Annotated in this window: 20 protein-coding genes and 2 tRNA genes; 10 read left to right on the top strand and 12 right to left on the bottom strand. The window is 39.7% G+C overall.

All coding sequences use genetic code 11. From position 1 onward, the window contains the following. The first annotated feature begins 25 nt into the window (after nucleotides 1-25). A complete protein-coding gene (locus BGO42_RS09880; RefSeq protein ID WP_273246924.1) occupies nucleotides 26-1873 on the top strand; it encodes a M61 family metallopeptidase in 1848 nt (615 codons plus the stop codon). Between the two features lie 150 nt (nucleotides 1874-2023). After that, on the top strand, nucleotides 2024-2749 hold the full coding sequence (locus tag BGO42_RS09875; protein ID WP_177732738.1) for a DUF4369 domain-containing protein: 726 nt from the start codon (nucleotides 2024-2026) through the stop codon (nucleotides 2747-2749). 91 nt (nucleotides 2750-2840) lie between these two features. On the opposite strand, the gene BGO42_RS09870 is transcribed toward BGO42_RS09875, so the two are convergent. From BGO42_RS09870 to idi, 7 genes are all read right to left on the bottom strand, one after another. Then, nucleotides 2841-2914, bottom strand: a tRNA-Thr gene (locus BGO42_RS09870). A gap of 98 nt (nucleotides 2915-3012) precedes the next feature. Beyond that, nucleotides 3013-3086: transfer RNA gene (locus BGO42_RS09865), tRNA-Thr, on the bottom strand. A gap of 80 nt (nucleotides 3087-3166) precedes the next feature. After that, nucleotides 3167-3433, bottom strand: a complete 267-nt coding sequence (locus tag BGO42_RS09860; RefSeq protein WP_177732735.1) for a hypothetical protein — start codon at nucleotides 3431-3433, stop codon at nucleotides 3167-3169. A 57-nt stretch (nucleotides 3434-3490) separates the two neighbouring features. Then, entirely contained in the window at nucleotides 3491-4465 is a 975-nt protein-coding gene (locus BGO42_RS09855; RefSeq protein WP_273246923.1) for a type I phosphomannose isomerase catalytic subunit, read from the bottom strand. Between the two features lie 127 nt (nucleotides 4466-4592). Next, nucleotides 4593-5051 carry a peroxiredoxin gene (locus BGO42_RS09850; protein ID WP_177732729.1) on the bottom strand — a complete coding sequence of 153 codons (459 nt, stop codon included), beginning with the start codon at nucleotides 5049-5051 and terminating at the stop codon, nucleotides 4593-4595. Beyond that, the gene (locus BGO42_RS09845) at nucleotides 5051-5461 is read right to left on the bottom strand and encodes a 6-pyruvoyl trahydropterin synthase family protein (RefSeq protein ID WP_177732726.1); all 411 of its coding nucleotides are present in this window, start codon (nucleotides 5459-5461) and stop codon (nucleotides 5051-5053) included. Before BGO42_RS09845 ends, BGO42_RS09850 begins: the two co-directional genes overlap by 1 nt. Before the next feature lie 5 nt (nucleotides 5462-5466). After that, on the bottom strand, nucleotides 5467-5994 hold the full coding sequence (idi, locus tag BGO42_RS09840) for an isopentenyl-diphosphate Delta-isomerase (RefSeq protein WP_273246922.1): 528 nt from the start codon (nucleotides 5992-5994) through the stop codon (nucleotides 5467-5469). A gap of 274 nt (nucleotides 5995-6268) precedes the next feature. Here idi and BGO42_RS09835 point away from each other — a divergent pair, with 274 nt between their 5' ends. Next, on the top strand, nucleotides 6269-7213 hold the full coding sequence (locus BGO42_RS09835) for a S41 family peptidase (RefSeq protein WP_273246921.1): 945 nt from the start codon (nucleotides 6269-6271) through the stop codon (nucleotides 7211-7213). A gap of 50 nt (nucleotides 7214-7263) precedes the next feature. Here BGO42_RS09835 and BGO42_RS09830 read toward each other — a convergent pair whose 3' ends face one another. Continuing rightward, a complete protein-coding gene (locus BGO42_RS09830; RefSeq protein ID WP_273246920.1) occupies nucleotides 7264-8823 on the bottom strand; it encodes an NAD(P)/FAD-dependent oxidoreductase in 1560 nt (519 codons plus the stop codon). 130 nt (nucleotides 8824-8953) lie between these two features. Here BGO42_RS09830 and BGO42_RS09825 point away from each other — a divergent pair, with 130 nt between their 5' ends. Beyond that, complete coding sequence (locus BGO42_RS09825) at nucleotides 8954-9193, top strand: hypothetical protein (protein WP_273246919.1); 240 nt, start codon at nucleotides 8954-8956, stop codon at nucleotides 9191-9193. Between the two features lie 34 nt (nucleotides 9194-9227). On the opposite strand, the gene recQ is transcribed toward BGO42_RS09825, so the two are convergent. Next, nucleotides 9228-11423, bottom strand: a complete 2196-nt coding sequence (gene recQ / locus BGO42_RS09820) for a DNA helicase RecQ (protein WP_273246918.1) — start codon at nucleotides 11421-11423, stop codon at nucleotides 9228-9230. Nucleotides 11424-11510: 87 nt separating this feature from the next. Between recQ and BGO42_RS09815 the strand changes: the two genes are divergently transcribed. The 4 genes from BGO42_RS09815 (at nucleotide 11511) to lptB (ending at nucleotide 14487) form a co-directional block, all read left to right on the top strand. Next, the gene (locus BGO42_RS09815) at nucleotides 11511-12476 is read left to right on the top strand and encodes a KpsF/GutQ family sugar-phosphate isomerase (RefSeq protein ID WP_273246917.1); all 966 of its coding nucleotides are present in this window, start codon (nucleotides 11511-11513) and stop codon (nucleotides 12474-12476) included. Beyond that, entirely contained in the window at nucleotides 12476-13291 is an 816-nt protein-coding gene (gene tatC, locus BGO42_RS09810; RefSeq protein ID WP_273246916.1) for a twin-arginine translocase subunit TatC, read from the top strand. Before BGO42_RS09815 ends, tatC begins: the two co-directional genes overlap by 1 nt. 3 nt (nucleotides 13292-13294) lie before the next feature. Further along, a complete protein-coding gene (locus BGO42_RS09805; RefSeq protein ID WP_177732700.1) occupies nucleotides 13295-13639 on the top strand; it encodes a carboxymuconolactone decarboxylase family protein in 345 nt (114 codons plus the stop codon). Nucleotides 13640-13746: 107 nt separating this feature from the next. Continuing rightward, nucleotides 13747-14487, top strand: coding sequence for an LPS export ABC transporter ATP-binding protein (gene lptB, locus BGO42_RS09800; RefSeq protein ID WP_177732698.1), 741 nt, complete (start codon nucleotides 13747-13749; stop codon nucleotides 14485-14487). A 36-nt stretch (nucleotides 14488-14523) separates the two neighbouring features. Here the strand turns inward: lptB and BGO42_RS09795 are convergent, their stop codons facing one another. Both BGO42_RS09795 and BGO42_RS09790 read right to left on the bottom strand, forming a co-directional pair. After that, nucleotides 14524-15408: a glycoside hydrolase family 25 protein gene (locus BGO42_RS09795; protein ID WP_177732695.1), complete on the bottom strand. Its 885-nt coding sequence runs from the start codon at nucleotides 15406-15408 to the stop codon at nucleotides 14524-14526. A 6-nt stretch (nucleotides 15409-15414) separates the two neighbouring features. Continuing rightward, nucleotides 15415-16158, bottom strand: a complete 744-nt coding sequence (locus BGO42_RS09790; RefSeq protein ID WP_273246915.1) for a CDP-alcohol phosphatidyltransferase family protein — start codon at nucleotides 16156-16158, stop codon at nucleotides 15415-15417. A 157-nt stretch (nucleotides 16159-16315) separates the two neighbouring features. On the opposite strand from BGO42_RS09790, the gene BGO42_RS09785 reads away from it, so the two are divergent. Together BGO42_RS09785 and BGO42_RS09780 are read left to right on the top strand one after the other, a co-directional pair. Then, the gene (locus BGO42_RS09785; RefSeq protein WP_449404286.1) at nucleotides 16316-17386 is read left to right on the top strand and encodes a putative type IX sorting system protein PorV2; all 1071 of its coding nucleotides are present in this window, start codon (nucleotides 16316-16318) and stop codon (nucleotides 17384-17386) included. Nucleotides 17387-17406: 20 nt separating this feature from the next. Continuing rightward, nucleotides 17407-18528, top strand: a complete 1122-nt coding sequence (locus tag BGO42_RS09780; RefSeq protein ID WP_273246914.1) for a lipoprotein N-acyltransferase Lnb domain-containing protein — start codon at nucleotides 17407-17409, stop codon at nucleotides 18526-18528. 6 nt (nucleotides 18529-18534) lie between these two features. Here BGO42_RS09780 and BGO42_RS09775 read toward each other — a convergent pair whose 3' ends face one another. Beyond that, the gene (locus BGO42_RS09775; protein WP_273246913.1) at nucleotides 18535-19920 is read right to left on the bottom strand and encodes an exopolysaccharide biosynthesis polyprenyl glycosylphosphotransferase; all 1386 of its coding nucleotides are present in this window, start codon (nucleotides 19918-19920) and stop codon (nucleotides 18535-18537) included. Between the last annotated feature and the right edge of the window lie 56 nt (nucleotides 19921-19976).

Here is a 19976-nt window from a genome sequence, read left to right as displayed (position 1 = left end):
CAAATAGTAAACTAAAAATAAAACGATGAAGAAACTTATCTGTACATTGGCACTGGCAGTGATGGTTATGAGCTGTAAAACAACTCAGGAAAAAACATCCGCTACCACTATAAACGAGGTAAAAGTTGCCATTGACCTTAAAAATGTAACGGATGACAAAGTAATGGTAACCATTACTCCTCCAACCTTTACTACAGAAACAGCAACATTCCATATTCCAAAAATTATCCCGGGTACTTATTCGGAAGACGATTATGGTAAGTTTATTGACAATTTCAAAGCACTTGATACAAACGGAAATGCACTTGCCGTTTCTAAAACAGATGACAATACCTGGCAGATATCCAATGCAAAAGCCCTGGCAAAAGTAACATATCTCGTTAACGATACTTATGATGTGGAAGGAACGCATGATATCTTTTCGCCAGCCGGTACCAATATTGCGGCTAACGAAAACTTCATGCTGAACACGCATGGTTTTGTAGGATACTTTCAGGGGAAAAACGAAATCCCGTACACGGTAACCGTTTCCCATCCGGCAACATTATGGGGTGCTACATCTTTAGTTGACAATGATCCGAGCAATGAAGTAGATGTTTTCCACACGCCAAGATATGCCGAACTGGTTGACAGCCCGATCATGTATTCCAAACCGGATTATACCACATTCAATGTGGACGGTATGGACATCCTGATCAGCGTATATTCACCAAACGGAACTTACACGGCAAAAGACATCACTCCGGAAATGGAAACAATGATGCGTGCGCAGAAAAAATTCTTAGGTCCGGTAAACAGCACTAAAAAATACAGTGTATTGTTGTATTTATCCGATATGAAAAAACCGGATGCCAAAGGATTCGGAGCTTTGGAGCACACCACTTCCACAACCGTTGTTATGCCGGAAATGATGCCAAAAGCGCAGCTTTTAGAGCAATTGAAAGATGTGGTTTCCCACGAATTTTTCCATATCGTTACGCCATTAAGCATTCACTCCAAAGAAATCCAGTATTTCGATTACAATACTCCAAAAATGTCCGAGCACTTATGGATGTATGAAGGTGTTACCGAATATTTTGCAAACCTGTTCCAGGTAAACCAGGGCTTAATCACAGAAGACGAATTCTACAACAGAATGGCGGAAAAAATTGAAGCGTCAACCCGTTTCAACGACAAAATGCCGTTTACAAACATGAGTAAGAACATCCTGGACAAACAATATAAAGATTCGTATTATAATGTTTATCTGAAAGGAGCGCTGATCGCGATGTGCATTGACATTCAAATGAGAGAAAGCAGCAACGGAGCAAGAGGAATCTTAAGCTTAATGCAGGCACTATCGAACGAATACGGTAACAACAAACCGTTTAACGATGAAGATCTTTTTGCTAAAATTACCGCATTAACCTATCCGGAAATCGGTGCATTCTTAAACAAATATGTAGCCGGTGATACTCCTATTCCTTATAACGACTATTTTGCCAAAGTGGGTGTTATCAAAGGAAGCGTTAAAAAACCAGCCAATCCGTTCTTAAAAGGCGATATGCCTTATATCACGGTAAACCCTGCGACAAAAGAAATTATGATACCGCCGGGAATGGAACTAAACGGTTTCATGAAAAAAATTGGTCTTAAAAACGACGATACCCTCTTAGCGATTAACGGTACCGCTTATAATCTGGATAACATTTATGAGCTGATCATGTCCAGCATGGATTGGAAAGAAAACGACCCGATCACGATTAAAATAAAACGCAACAACAAGGAACAGACTTTAAAAGGAAAAGTAACCTTAACCATGGAAGATGTGGAAGGATTACACTTTACAGACAACAGTAAAGCAAAAATCAAAGAAGCCTGGTTAAAAGGATAATGCTTTATCCGGAATATTCTCAAAATCCCCAATAGCTATTGGGGATTTTTTATATCCGAAATTGCCGGATTAAACCATACTATTTCAACAACTTCCTTAGCATCTGAATATTTTTTTCTTTACTTTGCAAACTTTAAAATCGTAACCCTAATGAAAAAAACACTTATAGCCTTATTTTCGCTGGCCTTATTAACCGCTTGTAATAAAGAGAACGAATCAGCAAACAACCTTCATCTTACAGGAACAGTTAACGGATTAAAGCAAGGTAAACTATACTTAAAAAAAATCGTTGACACTTCATTTGTAACGATCGACAGTTTCCTGATTAAAGGAAATTCCAATTTTGAGAGCAACTTAAAAATCGATTCTCCGGAAATGTACTACCTGTTCCTGGATCGCGGCACTTCCAATTCTATCGACAACAGCCTTATGTTTTTTGCAGAACCGGGTGAAATGAAGATTACGACCGACTTAAAAGAGTTTTACGCAAAAGCAAAAGTTACAGGCTCAAAAAACAACGAACTATACGAAGACTACAAAAAAATAAAATCACGCTTTACAGACGAAGAAAACAAGGTTTTAAGCCTAAGTCTTTATGCGCAGAAGTTCAACAAAACAAAAATGATGGACAGCCTGAACGAGCGTAACGAAAAGCTAATCATCCGACGTTATCTGGATGCGGTGAATTTTGCGGTAAACAATGCCAAATATGAAGTAGCACCTTATATTGCCCTGACGGATATTTACGACACCAATCTGAAATATATGGATACCATTCAGAAATCGTTATCGCCTGAGGTGGCTCAATCCCACTATGGTAAAATGCTAAAAGAGTTTATTGCGAAAAGAAAACAGCAGGAACAAACTCCACAATAAAAATAAAAAGCGGCTTATTTTCATAAGCCGCTTTTTTTAAACCTTTATAAATAAAAAAAACCACTTTCTTCAAGTGGCTTAAAGACGATTGAGCCGATGGAGGGACTCGAACCCACGACCTGCTGATTACAAATCAGCTGCTCTAGCCAGCTGAGCTACACCGGCATCTCAATTCGGTTGCAAATATAAGGTTGTTTTTCAAACTCCCAAATATTTTTATTCTTTTTTCAATAAAAACCGCAAAAACATGCGGTAAAAAATTGAGCCGATGGAGGGACTCGAACCCACGACCTGCTGATTACAAATCAGCTGCTCTAGCCAGCTGAGCTACACCGGCGTCTCAATTCGGGTGCAAATATAAGGTTGTTTTTTAAACTTCCAAATATTTTTTTCACACTTTTTTATTGATTTTTCTGACTACAATGCGTTGATTTTATCAACCAATTGATTAGCAGCAATTTCAAGATCTTTATTAATTTGTTTGAAATGTAATTTTTTATTTTCAACATTTTTTTGGTTCACTTTAGTGATCAAACTGTCAAATGTTGTAATCGCTTCTTCTACTAATGCGTCTGAAGCCGCAGTTGGTTTTCCTGTAGTAGTCATTTCCCAAATGTAAACTGCTTCAATAATATCACCTAAAACGTAGTTGATGTCTTTTTTTAAGTTTTTAACGCTTGCCATTTTTCTTTGATTTTTAAATTTCGTTGGCAAAATTACAACTAATCTTTTGATTAAAGGTTATGAAATGAATATTTCTAACAGCGAAGCCTGTCCTGAAATTTCAAAATCAGGAATAACCGCAGGAATTAAAACAGTATCTCCTTTTTTAAAGTCGGTTTTTTCAGCCGTATCCGGAATATGAATCGAGAAATCACCTTCCGTACATACCAAAACGGTAAAAGAATCTCCGTTTTTAGCAAAGGACAGCACTCCATCCAAAGGAATATAATTTGTAGTAAAGTAAGGACAATCTATTACCAGATTGGACTTGTTGTTTTCTTTTGCATAAGCAATCTGTGCATTACCTGCCGAATAATCGATGGCTTCCAATGCCAGGTCAATATGCAGCTCTCTTGAATGCCCGTTTGCATCTACCCTGTCCCAGTCATAAACCCGGTAGGTAATATCGGAAGTCTGCTGAATTTCGGCAATGACAATTCCGGCACCAATGGCATGGATTGTTCCGGTTTCCAGAAAGAATGCATCGCCTTTTTTAACCTTAATTTCTTTTAGTATTTTGGTCAGCGTTTTATTTTCCAGATGGTGCACATATTCTTCCGACGATGAAGGTTCTTCAAAACCGATTATGATCCGGGAATCTTCATCGGCCTGCATAACATACCACATTTCGGTTTTCCCGAAAGAATTATGCCTGATTTTCGCTAATGCATCATTGGGATGTACCTGAATGGACAAATCTTCCTTAGCATCCAGAAACTTGAATAACAACGGAAATTCATTACCGAATTTTCCGTACACTTTTCTACCCAGTAATGCTTCCGGCTGTAAGGCTAAAAGTTCATTAATGTTTTTTCCGGCTAAGGCTCCGTTTTTAACGGTACTGATATCTCCGGGAACAGTTGAGATTTCCCAGCTTTCGCCGGTAGTTTCGGAAATAATCTCTTTATGAAGTAACGAATATAATTTGGTTCCTCCCCAAATTCTGTCTTTCAAAATGGGGTTAAAAATAAGTGGATACCAATTTACCGTCATAGATTTATTTGTTCATTAGGTTCGCAAAAATGCAAAAAAGTTTTTGAAATAACCAATCTGAACCCAAATCATTTTTAGAAAGCAGTGTTAAATACAAACGCAAAGACCGGATTGTTGCATTCCCGGCTTATCCTTTCATTGCCTTTACCGCTTCCAAAGCTTTTGGCATGTGCTGCGTTGCATTCATACTGTTAAAGACAAAGCGGATTATTCCGTCACTATCCGCAACATACGTTACTCTTCCCGGCAGCAGTCCTAATAAATTAGTCGGCACTCCGAAAAGATTCCGGATATGTTTTCCTTTATCGGACAACAGTATAAACGGCAGCCGGTACTGGTCTGCAAATTTTTGATGAGAAGCACTGCTATCGCCGCTAATCCCGATTACTTCGGCGCCCAAAGCCGTAAAATCTTCGTATAAATCCCGGAATCCGCAGGCTTCTTTGGTACAGCCGGGCGTATTGTCTTTTGGGTAAAAATAAATCACCAATGGTTTCTTCCCTAAAAGAGAAGCCATATTAAAAACGGCACCCTGCGCATCTGTCGCCTGAAAGTCCGGTATTTTATCTCCTGTTTTTAAACGCATCACGATCCTTTATAGGTTACAAAATTTCTGGGTGTTTCATACAAAACAACCTCCAGTTCCTTGTCTGAAGCAATTTTTGCCCTGATCTTATTCCAGATAACAACCACAATATTTTCTGCCGTCGGGTTTAAATCCGCAAATTCCGGCACATCCATATTAAGGTTCTTATGATCGAATTTATCTTCTATCTCATTCCGGATAATCGCAGCTAAATCACCCAGATCCATTACATATCCGGTTTCCGGATCAATTTCTCCGGTCACACTCACAATCAGTTCATAGTTATGCCCGTGATAATTAGGATTGTTGCATTTCCCAAAAACTGCCTGATTTTTCTCAAAAGTCCAATCTTTGCGATACAGACGGTGTGCAGCATTAAAATGGGCTTTTCGGCTTACAGTAACTTTCATAGCAATTAAACTTTATGAGCTTCTAAATAGTGATAAAACTTGTCAAAAATTATTTTGAACCATACCGTATAGATATCCGGATGTACTTGCATATCTTCTTTTACCGCTTCAATGGACATCCATTTCCAGCTTTCCACTTCTTCCGGATTGATCTGGGGTGCTTCATTGTAGTAACCGATCATTACATGGTCAAGCTCATGTTCCGTCAGTCCATTATCGAAAGGTGCCTTATAAATAAACGAAAACAATTCTTTTAACTCAGCGGTGAATCCCATTTCTTCACGCAGTCTTCTTACACCTGCCTGAATATTGGTTTCTCCTTCTCTCTGATGACTGCAACAGGTATTGGTCCACAGCAAAGGAGAATGGTATTTGTGCTGCGCCCGTTGCTGCAGCATGATTTCATTATCAGCATTCAATATAAAAACCGAAAAAGCACGGTGCAATACTGCCTTTTCATGTGCTTCCATTTTTGGCATTAAGCCAATTTGTTCATCCTTTTCGTTAACTAATATTACTCTTTCTTCTGTCATAATTCTTGATTACCTGTCAAAAGTACAAAAAAAGAAATGCATTCACTTTTGCCCTATTTTATAATTTTCACCAATTGTACCGCCAGAAAGCATAAAAACCAAAGGGTAATCCTCCGGGCAAACACCAAACAATCCAGAATATAACTATTTTTGCTGCTACAGATTCCATCACAACACAGCATATTCAACTGTATTAGCAGACAGGCACGTAAAATAACCGGATGTACCGGAATAATTTAGCACTGCCTGCGTTATTACAAAACACCAAAAGTTCATGAAAAACATACTCTGCTCCTTTTTAATACTGACATTACTTATCGGATGCGATAAAAAAGAACCGGCAGCTTCCCCGGAAGTACAGGCCTATATTAACGAGGTCGTTACTTTATTAAAAGCAAAATCCGTTAACCGGAAAAACATTGACTGGGATAAATTCAAAGCTTCCGTTTTAAAACATGCCGAAAAAGCCGTCAGCATACAGGATGCTTATCCGTCTGTCGAATATGCCGTTACCCAGCTGCATGACCATCACAGTTATTTTGCTGCGGCAAATAATAATGAGGACAGCGAAAAAGCGCCACCCACTTTAACCGACGAAACCGTTCCGGCCGATATCGGCTATATCCGCATCCCTTACTGTATGGGTGATGAAGATCAGCTTGAAGCGTATCGCAACAAGGTACTGGAACAGCTGAAAGAGCGGGATAAAGCCAATTTAAAAGGCTGGATTGTTGACTTAAGAGGAAATTTCGGAGGCAATATGAGTCCGATGTTAACCGGAATTGCTCCGGTATTGGGTAGCGGAATCGTTGGCTATTTCATTGATCCGGACAATAATGCAGAACCCTGGATCTGTAAAGACGGAAAAGTACTTTACGGCACAACGACAATTGAAGACATACACGAATTTTATTCCCTGAAAAAAGCAAACCCTTATGTAGCGGTATTAACCGATTCGCTAACCGCCAGCTCCGGAGAAGCTATCGCAGTAGCCTTTAAAGGCAGACCAAAAACCAGAAGTTTTGGAACCAAAACTTTTGGTGTTTCCTCGTCAAATGAAGTGTACATTCTTTCCGATGGTGCCAGAATCAACCTTACAGTAAGCACCTTTGCCGACAGAAATAAGCAAAAATACGGCAGTTCAATAATTCCGGACCAAAAGTGCGCCCCGGAAAAAACACTGGAAGAAGCTGTAAAATGGCTTCAGAAAAACAATTAATTGCTTCAGCTCCTGATTATTTACGGAAAGTAATCAGGAGCTGATGTATGCTAATGCAAACTTTCCGCTGCTTTCTGTGCGCATTTCTCGCCGTCGATAGCAGCCGAAATAATCCCGCCGGCATAACCCGCTCCTTCACCGCAGGGATACAATCCTTTAATCTGCACATGTTCCAGCGTGTCATTGTCACGCGGAATACGAACCGGTGAGGACGTACGGCTTTCCGGTGCATGTAAAATTGCTTCGTTTGTCAGATAGCCCCGCATTGATTTTCCGAATGCGACAAAACCTTCCCGCATTGTCTGCGTTAGGAATCCCGGAAATACTTCTCCCAATTCTACCGATGTTGTTCCCGGCACGTAGGATGTTTTCGGAATGGAATCCGATATTTTATGCTGTGTAAAATCCACCATTCGCTGTGCCGGAACTTTTTGGGTACCGCCCGCCACCTGCCAGGCTTTTTGTTCAATTGCTTTTTGAAATTCCATTCCTGCCAAAGCACCGAATTTGGCAAATGGCTGAAAGTCTTCCAATTTTAATTCTACTACAATACCGGAATTTGCCGTTTCCTGATCGCGTTTGGAAGGCGACCATCCGTTTGTAACCACTTCACCCGGACTTGTTGCACAGGGAGCGATTACACCTCCCGGACACATACAGAACGAATACATACCGCGTCCGTTAACCTGCTTCACAATAGAATAAGGTGCCGGCGGTAAAAATTCTCCTCTGAAATCGCAGGAGTACTGAATACTGTCGATTAATGTTTGCGGGTGTTCTGCCCGAACTCCTAAAGCAAACGGTTTGGCTTCTATAAAAACTTTTTTACGGTCTAACAGTTCAAAGATATCACGGGCCGAATGTCCGGTTGCCAATATTATTTTCTGAGCTAAAATCTGTGTTCCGGTATGGGTTTCCACACCATAAACCTCATTATTTTTAATCAGGATATCTTTTACCCGGGTTTCAAACAAAACCTGTCCGCCATGTTCAATAATTTTCTCGCGGATATCCTGAATGATCTGCGGCAGTTTGTTGGTTCCGATATGCGGATGTGCTTCAACCAAAATTTCCGGAGAAGCGCCATAGGCTACCAATAATTCCAGAATACGGTTTACGTCCCCTCTTTTTTTAGACCGGGTATACAGTTTCCCGTCAGAATAGGTTCCGGCACCGCCTTCTCCAAAACAATAATTCGAATCTTCATTTACAATGTGATCCCTGTTGATTGCTTTTAAGTCACGACGTCTGCCACGAACATCTTTTCCTCTTTCAATCAGGATCGGTTTTAAGCCCAACTCGATTAACTGCAAGGCTGCGAAAAGTCCGGCTGGTCCGGCTCCCACAACAATTACTTCCTGCGCATTGGTTATATTTTTATATTCCGGCAGCTGTATTTTTGTTTCACTAAAATTTTCGCCCTGAAAAAAAACAGCTACTTTTAAGTTAATCTTAATCGCTTTCTGGCGCGCATCGATGGAGCGTTTCAATACCGAAACATGTTGGATTTCCGCAACACCTGTGTGCATTAATTTCGCGATATGCTCGGTCAGTAAAGCGCTGTTTGCCGCTATTTCCGGCGTAACCTGTATTTGTAATTCTCTTGGCATTTTTATCGGGTTGATTTTAAATCAGAGTGCAAAAATAGTGATTTGCGCCGGAATTGATGATCAGCCATCCATTTTTCAGGCAGCGATTTGAATTATCATTCGTAACTTTGTTCTTTAATTTCCTTTAAATATGTCAAGACAAATAAAACTCATTTGGGATTTCCGGGGTCCGGCTGCCGCAAAAACAGCCGAGCATCACGAGATCCATCTGAAAGAATATATTACTATCGAAAAATTAGATTTAAACATTACCGGATTTGAAATCCTTAACGATATGTATGCAACGGCTTTTATGGTTGTTACCGACGATACAATGATCGCCGTCAGGGATGCCCTGAAACCGCATCGGGGAGAATTGTATTCGGAATAAAAAAAGAGGCATTGTACAATGCCTCTTTTTTTATTTAGTTTGCTACCTCACTGATAAACTTAATGCGCATCAGTCGCAATTCTTCGGTATCGTAATCGCCGTCAAATTCTTTTAAGGCATCTTTAATATTATCCGATTCGGATTCCATAAAATACTCGTGGATTTCTTCCTGCTGGTCGTCATCCAGTATTTCATCTACCCAGTATTTGATATTTAATTTCGTTCCCGAATAAACAATCTGTTCCATTTCTTTAAGCAGGGTATCCATATCCAGTCCTTTTGCCGCAGCAATATCGTTTAACGACAATTTCCGGTCAATATTCTGAATGATGTACAGCTTTAAAGCCGAATTAGCCCCGGTAGATTTTACAACAAGGTCATCCGGACGAACAATGTCGTTATCTTCAACATAACGGGCAATAAGTTCAACAAACTCTTTTCCGTATTTTTTAGCTTTGCCTTCACCTACACCGTGGACATTTCCTAATTCTTCCAGATTAACAGGATATTTTAACGACATGTCTTCGAGTGACGGATCCTGAAAAACAACAAAAGGCGGAACCCCGATTTTCTTGGCTACTTTTTTTCGCAGGTCTTTAAGCATTGCCATCAAAGCTTCATCGGCCGTTCCGGTCGATTTTGCCGATGTAACAATTGCCTCATCCTCCGTTTCGTTATACTCATGGTCTTCCGACATCATAAACGAAACCGGTTTCTGAATAAATTCCTCTCCTTTTTTGGTGAGCTTTAAAACACCGTAGGTTTCAATATCTTTCGACAGCAATCCGTCAACCAATACCTGGCGGATCAAAGCCATCCAGTATTTTTCTTCAAAGTCTTTTCCTTTTCCGAAAAATTTCTGAGCATCCGTTTTGTGTGCTTTAATTGTCGCATTGATCTTACCAATCAACGTAAAGATCACTTCTTTGGATTTATACAGCTGCTTGGTATCGCGAACTACTTCCAGCAAAGTAACCACCTGATCCTGCGCTTCTACTTTTTTCTTCGGATTGCGGACATTATCATCCATATCGGCCCCTTCGCCATTTACTTCATCAAATTCCTCACCGAAATAATGCAGTAAAAATTTACGACGGGACATTGATGTTTCCGCATAAGCGACCACTTCCTGCAACAGCGCGAACCCGATTTCCTGTTCGGCCACAGGTTTACCGGACATAAATTTTTCCAGTTTCTCAATGTCTTTATACGAGTAATAGGCAAGGCAGTGTCCTTCTCCTCCGTCACGTCCGGCTCTACCGGTTTCCTGGTAGTAACTTTCCAGCGACTTCGGAATATCATGGTGAATAACATAACGCACATCCGGCTTGTCAATTCCCATTCCGAATGCGATGGTTGCGACCACCACTTCCACATCTTCCATCAGGAACATGTCCTGGTGTTTTGCTCTGGTTTTAGCATCCAATCCGGCATGGTAAGGAACGGCACTCACTCCGTTTACCTGTAGCACCTGTGCTATTTCTTCAACTTTTTTACGGCTTAAACAGTAAATTACACCGGATTTCCCTTTGTGCTGCTTGATGAAACGAATAATATCGGATTCGACATTTTTCGTTTTGGTGCGTACTTCATAGAATAAGTTCGGACGGTTAAACGATGCTTTAAAAGTATTGGCATCGGTCATGTCCAGATTCTTTAAAATATCTTCCTGTACTTTAGGCGTTGCCGTAGCAGTCAATCCGATAATCGGAATGTCACCCAATTGTTTGATGATATTTCGAAGGTTGCGGTATTCCGGACGGAAATCGTGTCCCCATTCGGAAATACAGTGCGCTTCATCGATAGCTACAAAAGAAAGCGGTACTTCACGTAAAAAGTTTACATATTCTTCTTTTGTTAAAGATTCCGGTGCGACATACAATAGTTTTGTCAGCCCGGAAGTAATGTCTTTTTTTACCTGATTAATTTCAGTTTTTGTTAATGAGGAGTTCAAAACGTGTGCAATTCCGGCTTCTGAGGATAAGCTTCGGATAGCATCAACCTGATTCTTCATTAATGCAATTAGAGGCGAAACTACAATAGCGGTTCCACCCAGTACTAATGCCGGCAGTTGGTAACATAGGGACTTCCCGCCACCGGTAGGCATAATAACAAAAGTGTTGTTACCCGTAATAATACTTCGAACAACATCTTCTTGTAAACCTTTGAATTGGTTAAAACCAAAATATTTTTTTAACTCTTTATGCAAGTCAATTTCGGTTAGTTTCATTATTTATTATACAGTATTTTACATAAATTTGCAGAATATAAAGATACAAAAATCTTTAATACATACAAATTTTATAAAACTTCTGATTTGAGTAACATTGAAAGCATTTTGGCTACTGCCAAAAAAACAATACAGTCTGAAAGTGAGAGCATTGCAAATCTTGTAAATTACCTTAACGATGATTTTGCAGCAGCCGTAAATACAATCTATCAAAGCAAAGGTCGCCTTGTTGTAACAGGGATAGGAAAAAGCGCTATTATCGCTACAAAAATCGTGGCAACGTTAAATTCTACCGGTACTCCTTCCTTATTTCTTCATGCTGCCGAAGCCATCCACGGTGACCTTGGAATGGTACAGCCTGACGATGTTATCATCTGTATTTCCAAAAGCGGCAACAGTCCCGAAATCAAGGTTTTGGTTCCGCTCTTAAAACGCTTCGGAAATATCCTTATCGGAATGACTGCCAGCGAAACCTCTTTTCTGGCAAAAGAATCCCATTATGTATTAAATGCTTATGTGGAAGCAGAAGCCTGCCCGAACAACCTTGCCCCTACAAACAGTACTACGGCACAGTTGGTTTTGGGTGACGCCTTAGCTGTTTGCCTGATGGAGCTTCGCAATTTCAAAAGTGAAGATTTCGCCAAATACCATCCCGGTGGTGCTTTGGGCAAAAAATTACTATTACGCGTTCAGGACATGCTGGACAATAGCCATAAACCACAAGTGAGCCCGGATGCCAGCATTAAAACGGTTATCATGGAAATTTCCGAGAAACGCCTGGGTGTTACTGCAGTGGTGGAAAATGAAAAAATCACCGGAATTATCACTGACGGAGACATCAGAAGAATGCTGAACAACCGTGATACTTTCAGTGACCTGACCGCTAAGGATATTATGACTAAAAACCCTAAAACGGTTAAACCAACCGATATGGTTGTGGATGCTTTCAACATCATGGAAAACAATTCCATTACGCAGTTAGTCGTTGCCGATGAAGGCGCTTACATTGGCATTATCCACATTCATGACATTTTAAAAGAAGGAATTATATAATGGCTAAAAAAACCATGAAAGAAATGTCGTTTCTGGACCACCTGGAAGAATTCAGATGGGTTCTGATACGAAGCACACTGGCAATTGTTATTGGCGGATGTGTCGCTTACTATTACAGTGATTTTATTTTTGATACTATAATCTTCGGTCCAAAGGACGGTAACTTTGTAACCTATCGCTTCTTTTGCGAAATGGCACAGAAATATGATCTGGACAGAAGTTTCTGTATGACAGAGCTTCCTTTTGAGCTTCAGAACCGTACCATGGAAGGGCAGTTTGCCATGCTTATCTGGACTTCTATTACCGCCGGATTTATACTGGCATTCCCTTTTATCCTTTGGGAATTATGGAAATTTATAAGTCCTGCGCTGTATGAAAAAGAGAAGAAAAATGCCCGTTATTTTATCTTTATTTCTTCGTTATTGTTTTTCATGGGTGTATTGTTCGGTTATTTTATCATTACCCCGATGTCCATCAATTTCCTTTCCAATCTTACGGTCAGTAAATATGTTATCAACTCCATTGATATACAGTCGTATATCGGTCTGGTAAAATCCACTTCGTTATCAACAGGACTGGTTTTTGAACTACCTATCGTTATTTACTTTTTATCCCGTTTGGGAATTGTATCACCGAGTTTCCTGAGAACGTACCGAAAATATGCTTACGTTATTATCCTGATCATCGCTGCAATTGTAACGCCGCCTGACGTTATCAGTCAGATTATCGTTACGATTCCACTGGTAATTCTATATGAAGTGAGTATTTTCATTTCCAAATTTGTAACCCGAAAAGAAGAACTAAAAAACACATAAGACATGGCTGATTTAGTACAGGAATTTAACGATTATCGTTCCAAGATGAATGATAAGCTTCTGAATGATAATAACAAAATCATCAAACGTATTTTCAACTTAGACACCAATGCCTATATGGAAGGCGCGCTGGATGTTAAAACCAAAGAGCTTTTAGGTTTGGTTGCTTCTGCTGTTTTACGTTGTGACGACTGTATCAAATACCATTTGGAAACATCCTATAAAAACGGCATTACCAAGGAAGAAATGATGGAAGCCATGGGAATTGCAACGCTTGTGGGCGGAACAATTGTGATTCCTCATTTGCGCAGAGCGTATGAATTCTGGGAAGCTTTAGAAAATAATTAATTGTTAATTTATACATCCGTTAATCCCTTTATTTGTTTATTTGCAGGGAGTTTCACAACAAATGCATGTTGCTGTATCCTTCCTCAACTTTGTAACGTTATCGAAAAATGAAATTAAGAGCTGAAAATTTAGTAAAAACCTATAAAGGAAGAAGTGTTGTAAAAGGCGTTTCCGTTGAAGTAAATCAAGGGGAAATTGTCGGGCTTTTAGGACCGAACGGTGCCGGAAAAACTACTTCTTTTTATATGATTGTAGGCTTGGTAAAACCCAATAGCGGAAACATTTATCTGGATGACATGACCATTACCGATTTCCCGATGTACAAGCGGGCACAAAACGGTATCGGATACCTGGCTCAGGAGGCTTCGGTTTTCAGAAAGCTAAGTATCGAAGACAACATTCTGAGCGTACTGCAGCTGACAACGTTAACCAAAAAAGAACAGGAAGCTAAAATGGAATCTTTGATTGAAGAGTTCAGTCTACAGCATATCCGCACCAACAGAGGGGATTTACTTTCCGGAGGAGAAAGACGTAGAACGGAAATTGCCCGTGCACTGGCAACCGATCCTAAATTCATTCTTCTGGATGAGCCTTTTGCCGGAGTTGACCCGGTAGCAGTGGAGGATATTCAGCGTATTGTAGCGCAGTTAAAGAATAAAAACATCGGAATCCTGATTACCGATCACAACGTTCAGGAAACCCTTGCTATTACCGACAAAACCTACCTGATGTTTGAAGGCGGCATTCTTAAAGCCGGTATTCCGGAAGAACTGGCCGAAGACGAAATGGTACGTAAAGTATATCTGGGACAAAACTTTGAGCTGCGAAAGAAAAAATTAGAATTTTAAAACATACCAAAAAGGGATACATAAAGTATCCCTTTTTTATTTCCGGAGTGTGCTATTTTTCAGATCTTTTCTATTTCCGTTAAAGACATTAATATCGACCAGCCCTTTAATACCGGGAATTTCGGCCTTTTCGGTAAACTGCCAGATCAGCCACTCGTCTTTTATATTTTCTACAAAGAAATTATAGTTTGCAATCCAGAAGGTATAGCCTTTAAATTCTTCTTTTAAGAAGTCATTATAATAGCTTTCGCCGGAATAAATTATCGGTTTTACACCATAATGTCTTTCGACTTTTTTCAGCCAGCGTTTCAAACCGGTCTTCAAACTATCTACCGACTGGTTTTTAGGTAATTCTTCTATATCCAGAACCGGAGGAAAATCGCCTTTGTGGAGTTTAACCGTTTTAATAAACAGTTCTGCCTGTTCTAATGAATTTTCATTTGGGCGGTAATAATGATACGCTCCTCTTACGAAATCGTGGTTTTTAGCGGCTTTCCAGTTTTCATCAAATCGGGAATCAACCCGGTCATTTCCTGCCGTAGCGCGGATGAATACAAAACTAAGCGGAAATTCCCCGTCTATTTTGTCAATGGCTTTCCAGTCAATTTTTTCCTGATATTCCGAAACATCAAAACCAACCAACCGGGTATCGTGGCGGCTCAATACTTCAAAAATGCGTACATCGGCTATTTTCCGCTCTTCTGTACTTAGCTTGCCAACTGTTTTATCGGTTTTAAAGCCCAGGTAATACAAAAAGCCATTGCGATACTGATATGCCGCAGCCATAATGGTAATTACAACGGCAATAGCCGAACAGTACAGTATGATTTTCCCAACGGGAATTTTACCTTTCTGTTTTGATTTTGTTTTGTAATTCCGTGGAGTTGCCGTTTTTTTCTTTGGAGCCGGACGTCGCTTCATTGCTGTTTATGCTACTTTCTTTTCCATTTTGTTTGTAATCACAGAAAGCAATACATAAAACAGTATGATCATCGGAATTCCCAGGTATTGAAAGAATATCAGGAACAATGCCGAAATGATCATGAATAAGATCTGTGTTTTATTATTTGCCCAGTTTAAGTATTTCACTTTTAGTGAAAACAACGGAATTTCAGCATTTAAGATATAAGCACTGAAAATACTGATTCCGACCAATACATAAGGATTGCTCAATAAATCAGACAATACCTCAAATTGGTTATCGAACAATATCATTGGCAAACTCATGATTAACAAGGCATTTGCCGGCGTTGGCAATCCGATAAAAGAATCCGTCTGACGGGTATCGATATTGAATTTTGCTAATCGGTAGCAAGATCCTAAGGTTATTAAAAATCCTAAATAGGGAACAATTCCCATATAAAAAGTTTCCTGCGTCAGGTTATAATCCGGTTGGTTTTCCTGGATATCTGCCAGCATTTTATACATTACCACACCCGGCACTACTCCGCTGGTCACCATATCGGCCAAAGAATCCAGCTGTAATCCCAGTGCACTTTGTACTTTTAGCAGACGGGCAAAAAATCCATCCCAAAAATCAAAAAATATCCCTACACAAACACACGAAAATGCTTCATTATAATTACCGTTAAAGGCATGTATTAAAGCAAAAATACCGGCAGAAAGATTTAAAAGGGTAATAACATTTGGAATGTGCTTCTTTATTGACATATACAATTACATTTTAAAGATGATCAGACGCCCTGCATGACTGGTGTCGCAAAAATCTAATTTACAAATTTTATGACAAAGGTAATACAATAAGTTAATACAAAATAGAGTTTAGTATTTGAGATTTTTATTTCATATTTGTATAAAATAAATGGCTTTGAAAAAAACCTTATTACTTTTCTTTTTTTCTTTTCATCTCCTTTCTTATAGTCAGGCCGTTAGAAAGTATTCGAATGAGTTTATGAATATTGGTGTTGACGCTGCAGCATTAGGAATGGCGAATGCCGTTGTAGGACATACGGCAGATGTTAACTCCGGCTACTGGAACCCGGCAGGTTTACTAAAAGTTGACGGCAAACAGATCAGCCTGATGCACGCGAATTATTTTGCCAACATTGCCCAATACGATTATGCCGGCTTTGCCATGAAAATTGACGAACGAAGTGCTTTGGGAGTTTCCTTAATCCGCTTTGGGGTTGATGACATTTTAAATACCACACAATTAATAGACAGCCAGGGAAATATTGACTACAATCGTATCAGCCTTTTTTCGGCTGCCGATTACGGCGTAACGTTTTCCTATGCCAGATCGCTTCCTTTAGACGGTTTCAATTATGGTGTGAATGCCAAAATTATCCGCCGTATTATTGGTGATTTTGCCAGTTCATGGGGTTTTGGATTTGATTTGGGGATTCAGTATGAAAAAAACGACTGGAAAATCGGGTTAATGGTTCGCGATATCACTACCACGTATAATGTGTGGACAATTGATGAAGACGAGTTTAACAAGATTAAAGATGCCGTACCGGGAGAAAACCAGGAACCGCCGGAAACGACCGAGATAACATTACCCAAAATGCAGCTGGGACTTTCCAAGAAATTCATCATCCGTTATGATTACAGCATTCTGGCCGCCACGCAGCTAAACATGCGTTTCGCCAGAACCAATGATATTATTTCCACAAATGCCGTGAGTATCGATCCGGCAGCCGGTTTTGAATTCGGCTATACCGATCTGGTCTTTTTACGTGCCGGTGTTGGAAATTTCCAGAATGTAAAACAGATTGACAATTCCGAAAAACTAAATTTCCAGCCTAACTTAGGGTTGGGTTTTAAATATAAAGGTATTCAGGTTGATTATGCCTTAACAGACATTGGCGACCAGAGTGCCGCACTTTATTCGAATATTTTTTCTTTAAAAGTTGATTTAGGGATTTTTAGCAGATAACTCAATACAGTAAACAACTCATGCGCTCTTTTATATTCTCCATCGTAACCGTTTTACTTCTTTTTTCACAAAAGGGTTCGGCTCAGACCAATTTACTGCTTCCGGAACAAACGGAAATCAGTTTACTAACCTGCGGTTCGGGTACGCAATTACACTCCCTTTTCGGACATACTGCCTTGCGTATTCACAATACCGTAAATGGCGTTGATGTGGTTTTTAATTATGGTGCCTTCGATTTTGGCACTCCTAATTTTTACTGGAAGTTTGTAAAAGGTGATTTGCAGTATTTTGTAGCTACCGGCTCTTATGAGGAATTCGTACAGCAATACCAATATGAGAATCGTTCCATTTATGAGCAAAAGCTTTCCCTGACGCTGGCGCAAAAGCAGCAGCTGACCGCAAATCTGATAGCCGTACTTTCGTCCGATAAAAAATATTACACCTATAAGTTCATCGATCGCAATTGTACTTCTATGGTTGAAGATCTTCTCAATGGTATTACAGAGCACAAAATCAACACTGCCGTTCCGGATACTCAAAAGGATTACAGAACGATCTTAAACAGCTATCTTGTCAATAATTTTTATGAAAAACTAGGCATTAACCTGATTTTCGGATACAAAGTCGACAAGCAGTCGGATCAGTTATTTCTTCCTTCCGAATTAATGGAAGGCGTAGCGAAAACCAAAAACTTCGGAAATCCGTTAGCTCAGGAAACGACTACCGTTTTCCAGCAGGAAGCAACCGGAAGTGCCGCTTCCGTATGGAACAACATCTATACTTTTATCGCTGTAATGCTGCTTTTTGCTTACTTTTCAAACAAAAAACCGGTACTTATCTTCTATTTATTACTAATGGGGCTTTTAGGGCTATTTTTTGCTTTGGTAGGGTTCTATTCTTTCCATGAAGAGTTATTGCTGAATTACAACACGCTTCTGATAAATCCTTTATTACTTTTGGTATTGTTCTTCCAGATCAGAAAGAATACAAAATGGTTAAAGATCAGTATCTATACCTGTCTGACTCTTATTGGCTGCTATACCGTTTTTATACTCAATAAAGCACATTTAACGATTATGCTGCCTATAATACTGACAACATCTTTTATTTTGATCCGGTTACTGAGAAAAGAGGTTAAATAAAACTGCTTATTGCCCTCTGTAGAACAACACCGTGCTCAATGTTTTGATCACGATATTGACGTCTAAAAAGATGCTTCTGTGTTTGATGTAGTATAAGTCATACTGGAGTTTTACCAGACTGTCTTCAAGGCTTTCCCCATAGGAATAATTTACCTGTGCCCAACCGGTCAATCCCGGTTTGATAACATGTCTTGTTTCATAAAAAGGCATGGTTTCTGAAATTTTCTTTACAAAAACCGGCCGCTCCGGTCTGGGACCGATTACCGCCATATCGCCTTTAAGGATATTGATAAACTGGGGAAATTCATCAATACGGGATCTTCTTAAAAACTTCCCGAAAGGAGTAATCCGAACATCATTTGCCTTTGCAAAAACAGCTCCGTTTGATTCTGCATTCTGAATCATGGATCGGAATTTATAAATCAGGAAAGGAACCCCGTTTTTACCGACTCTTTCCTGCGTATAGAAAAGCGGTCCTCTGTTACCAATACTGTTTCCGATATAGACTATCAGGATTAATACAATCCCAAATATTATACCGATCAACGAGAACAGTATTTCAAATATCCTTACGATATATAAGTATAATTTATTCTGATTGCTGCGGCTAAAAGGGAAAAACTTATAAAAGTCCTTGGTGTCCTGAAGTATTGGCAAGCGCTGGGTGGAGTGTTCGTAAACCTGTGTATATTCTCTTATGGTCACTCCTTTTTCCAGCAGGTACAAAAGTTCCTGATACAAATCCGGGGCAATGGTTTCTGTCTCCCTGAAACCGATAACCACTTCGGCAACGGAATGCCTGTTTACAAAATTTTCCAGTTCGGGTAACGCGACTTCTTTATAGAAAACGGATTGTTTCTCACCGGAAACATCAGTAGGCACATAGCCTATTATCTGATAGTGCGGATCGGCTTTTCCCAGTTCCTGTGCTAGTTGTTCTATTTCATCACGGTTGCAGACAAATATTACATTCTTAACAAAGCGGTGTGAAGCGAGAAAGTGCAGGTAGAAAAAACGCCAGGCAAAAAGGCTGATCAGTACTGCCAGAAAGAAGTATACAATCTGCAAACGGTTAGACGGGAGAATGGGGGTAAAAATGGGCGTTAGCAGGTAAAAAAAGACGGTTATAAAGGTTGTCAAAATGATACTCTTTACCACCTGATACTGGTTACTTGCCACCTGTAAATTATACATTTCGAAAATTGTTCCGAAAAGGTTAATGTATAGTGCCAGAAAAAGCATCGAACCTACCGATGGCCTTTCGAAAGAGAAATAATGGAATTCGAAAAAATACTCTGAAAGATATAGTGCCAGTAAAACTGCAACAACATCTATTAAACGCAGTAATACCTTACGCTCCGAAATTTCGAAATGTATTTTCTTTGCATTCATTCCTGTGTGTCCCTAAATAAACAGATTTTACTTAATTAAAAGTATTATCAGCCGAT

This window comes from Flavobacterium sp. 40-81 (assembly GCF_001898245.1).
In the GTDB taxonomy this organism is placed as follows: domain Bacteria; phylum Bacteroidota; class Bacteroidia; order Flavobacteriales; family Flavobacteriaceae; genus Flavobacterium; species Flavobacterium inviolabile.
The sequence above is the reverse complement of the archived record's forward strand: the minus strand, read 5'-3'. Positions and strand labels throughout refer to the sequence as shown.

Bases quoted from the DNA above. Each gene is read 5' to 3' on its own strand.
- BGO42_RS09825 (WP_273246919.1), top strand. From the start codon at position 8,954: ATGTCAAGACAAATAAAACTCATTTGGGATTTCCGGGGTCCGGCTGCC.
- BGO42_RS09875 (WP_177732738.1), top strand. From the start codon at position 2,024: ATGAAAAAAACACTTATAGCCTTATTTTCGCTGGCCTTATTAACCGCT.
- BGO42_RS09795 (WP_177732695.1), bottom strand. From the start codon at position 15,408: ATGAAGCGACGTCCGGCTCCAAAGAAAAAAACGGCAACTCCACGGAAT.
- recQ (WP_273246918.1), bottom strand. From the start codon at position 11,423: ATGAAACTAACCGAAATTGACTTGCATAAAGAGTTAAAAAAATATTTT.
- BGO42_RS09835 (WP_273246921.1), top strand. From the start codon at position 6,269: ATGAAAAACATACTCTGCTCCTTTTTAATACTGACATTACTTATCGGA.
- BGO42_RS09830 (WP_273246920.1), bottom strand. From the start codon at position 8,823: ATGCCAAGAGAATTACAAATACAGGTTACGCCGGAAATAGCGGCAAAC.
- BGO42_RS09850 (WP_177732729.1), bottom strand. From the start codon at position 5,051: ATGCGTTTAAAAACAGGAGATAAAATACCGGACTTTCAGGCGACAGAT.
- BGO42_RS09860 (WP_177732735.1), bottom strand. From the start codon at position 3,433: ATGGCAAGCGTTAAAAACTTAAAAAAAGACATCAACTACGTTTTAGGT.
- BGO42_RS09880 (WP_273246924.1), top strand. From the start codon at position 26: ATGAAGAAACTTATCTGTACATTGGCACTGGCAGTGATGGTTATGAGC.
- BGO42_RS09845 (WP_177732726.1), bottom strand. From the start codon at position 5,461: ATGAAAGTTACTGTAAGCCGAAAAGCCCATTTTAATGCTGCACACCGT.
- tatC (WP_273246916.1), top strand. From the start codon at position 12,476: ATGGCTAAAAAAACCATGAAAGAAATGTCGTTTCTGGACCACCTGGAA.
- BGO42_RS09855 (WP_273246923.1), bottom strand. From the start codon at position 4,465: ATGACGGTAAATTGGTATCCACTTATTTTTAACCCCATTTTGAAAGAC.
- lptB (WP_177732698.1), top strand. From the start codon at position 13,747: ATGAAATTAAGAGCTGAAAATTTAGTAAAAACCTATAAAGGAAGAAGT.
- BGO42_RS09805 (WP_177732700.1), top strand. From the start codon at position 13,295: ATGGCTGATTTAGTACAGGAATTTAACGATTATCGTTCCAAGATGAAT.
- BGO42_RS09775 (WP_273246913.1), bottom strand. From the start codon at position 19,920: ATGAATGCAAAGAAAATACATTTCGAAATTTCGGAGCGTAAGGTATTA.
- BGO42_RS09780 (WP_273246914.1), top strand. From the start codon at position 17,407: ATGCGCTCTTTTATATTCTCCATCGTAACCGTTTTACTTCTTTTTTCA.
- idi (WP_273246922.1), bottom strand. From the start codon at position 5,994: ATGACAGAAGAAAGAGTAATATTAGTTAACGAAAAGGATGAACAAATT.
- BGO42_RS09790 (WP_273246915.1), bottom strand. From the start codon at position 16,158: ATGTCAATAAAGAAGCACATTCCAAATGTTATTACCCTTTTAAATCTT.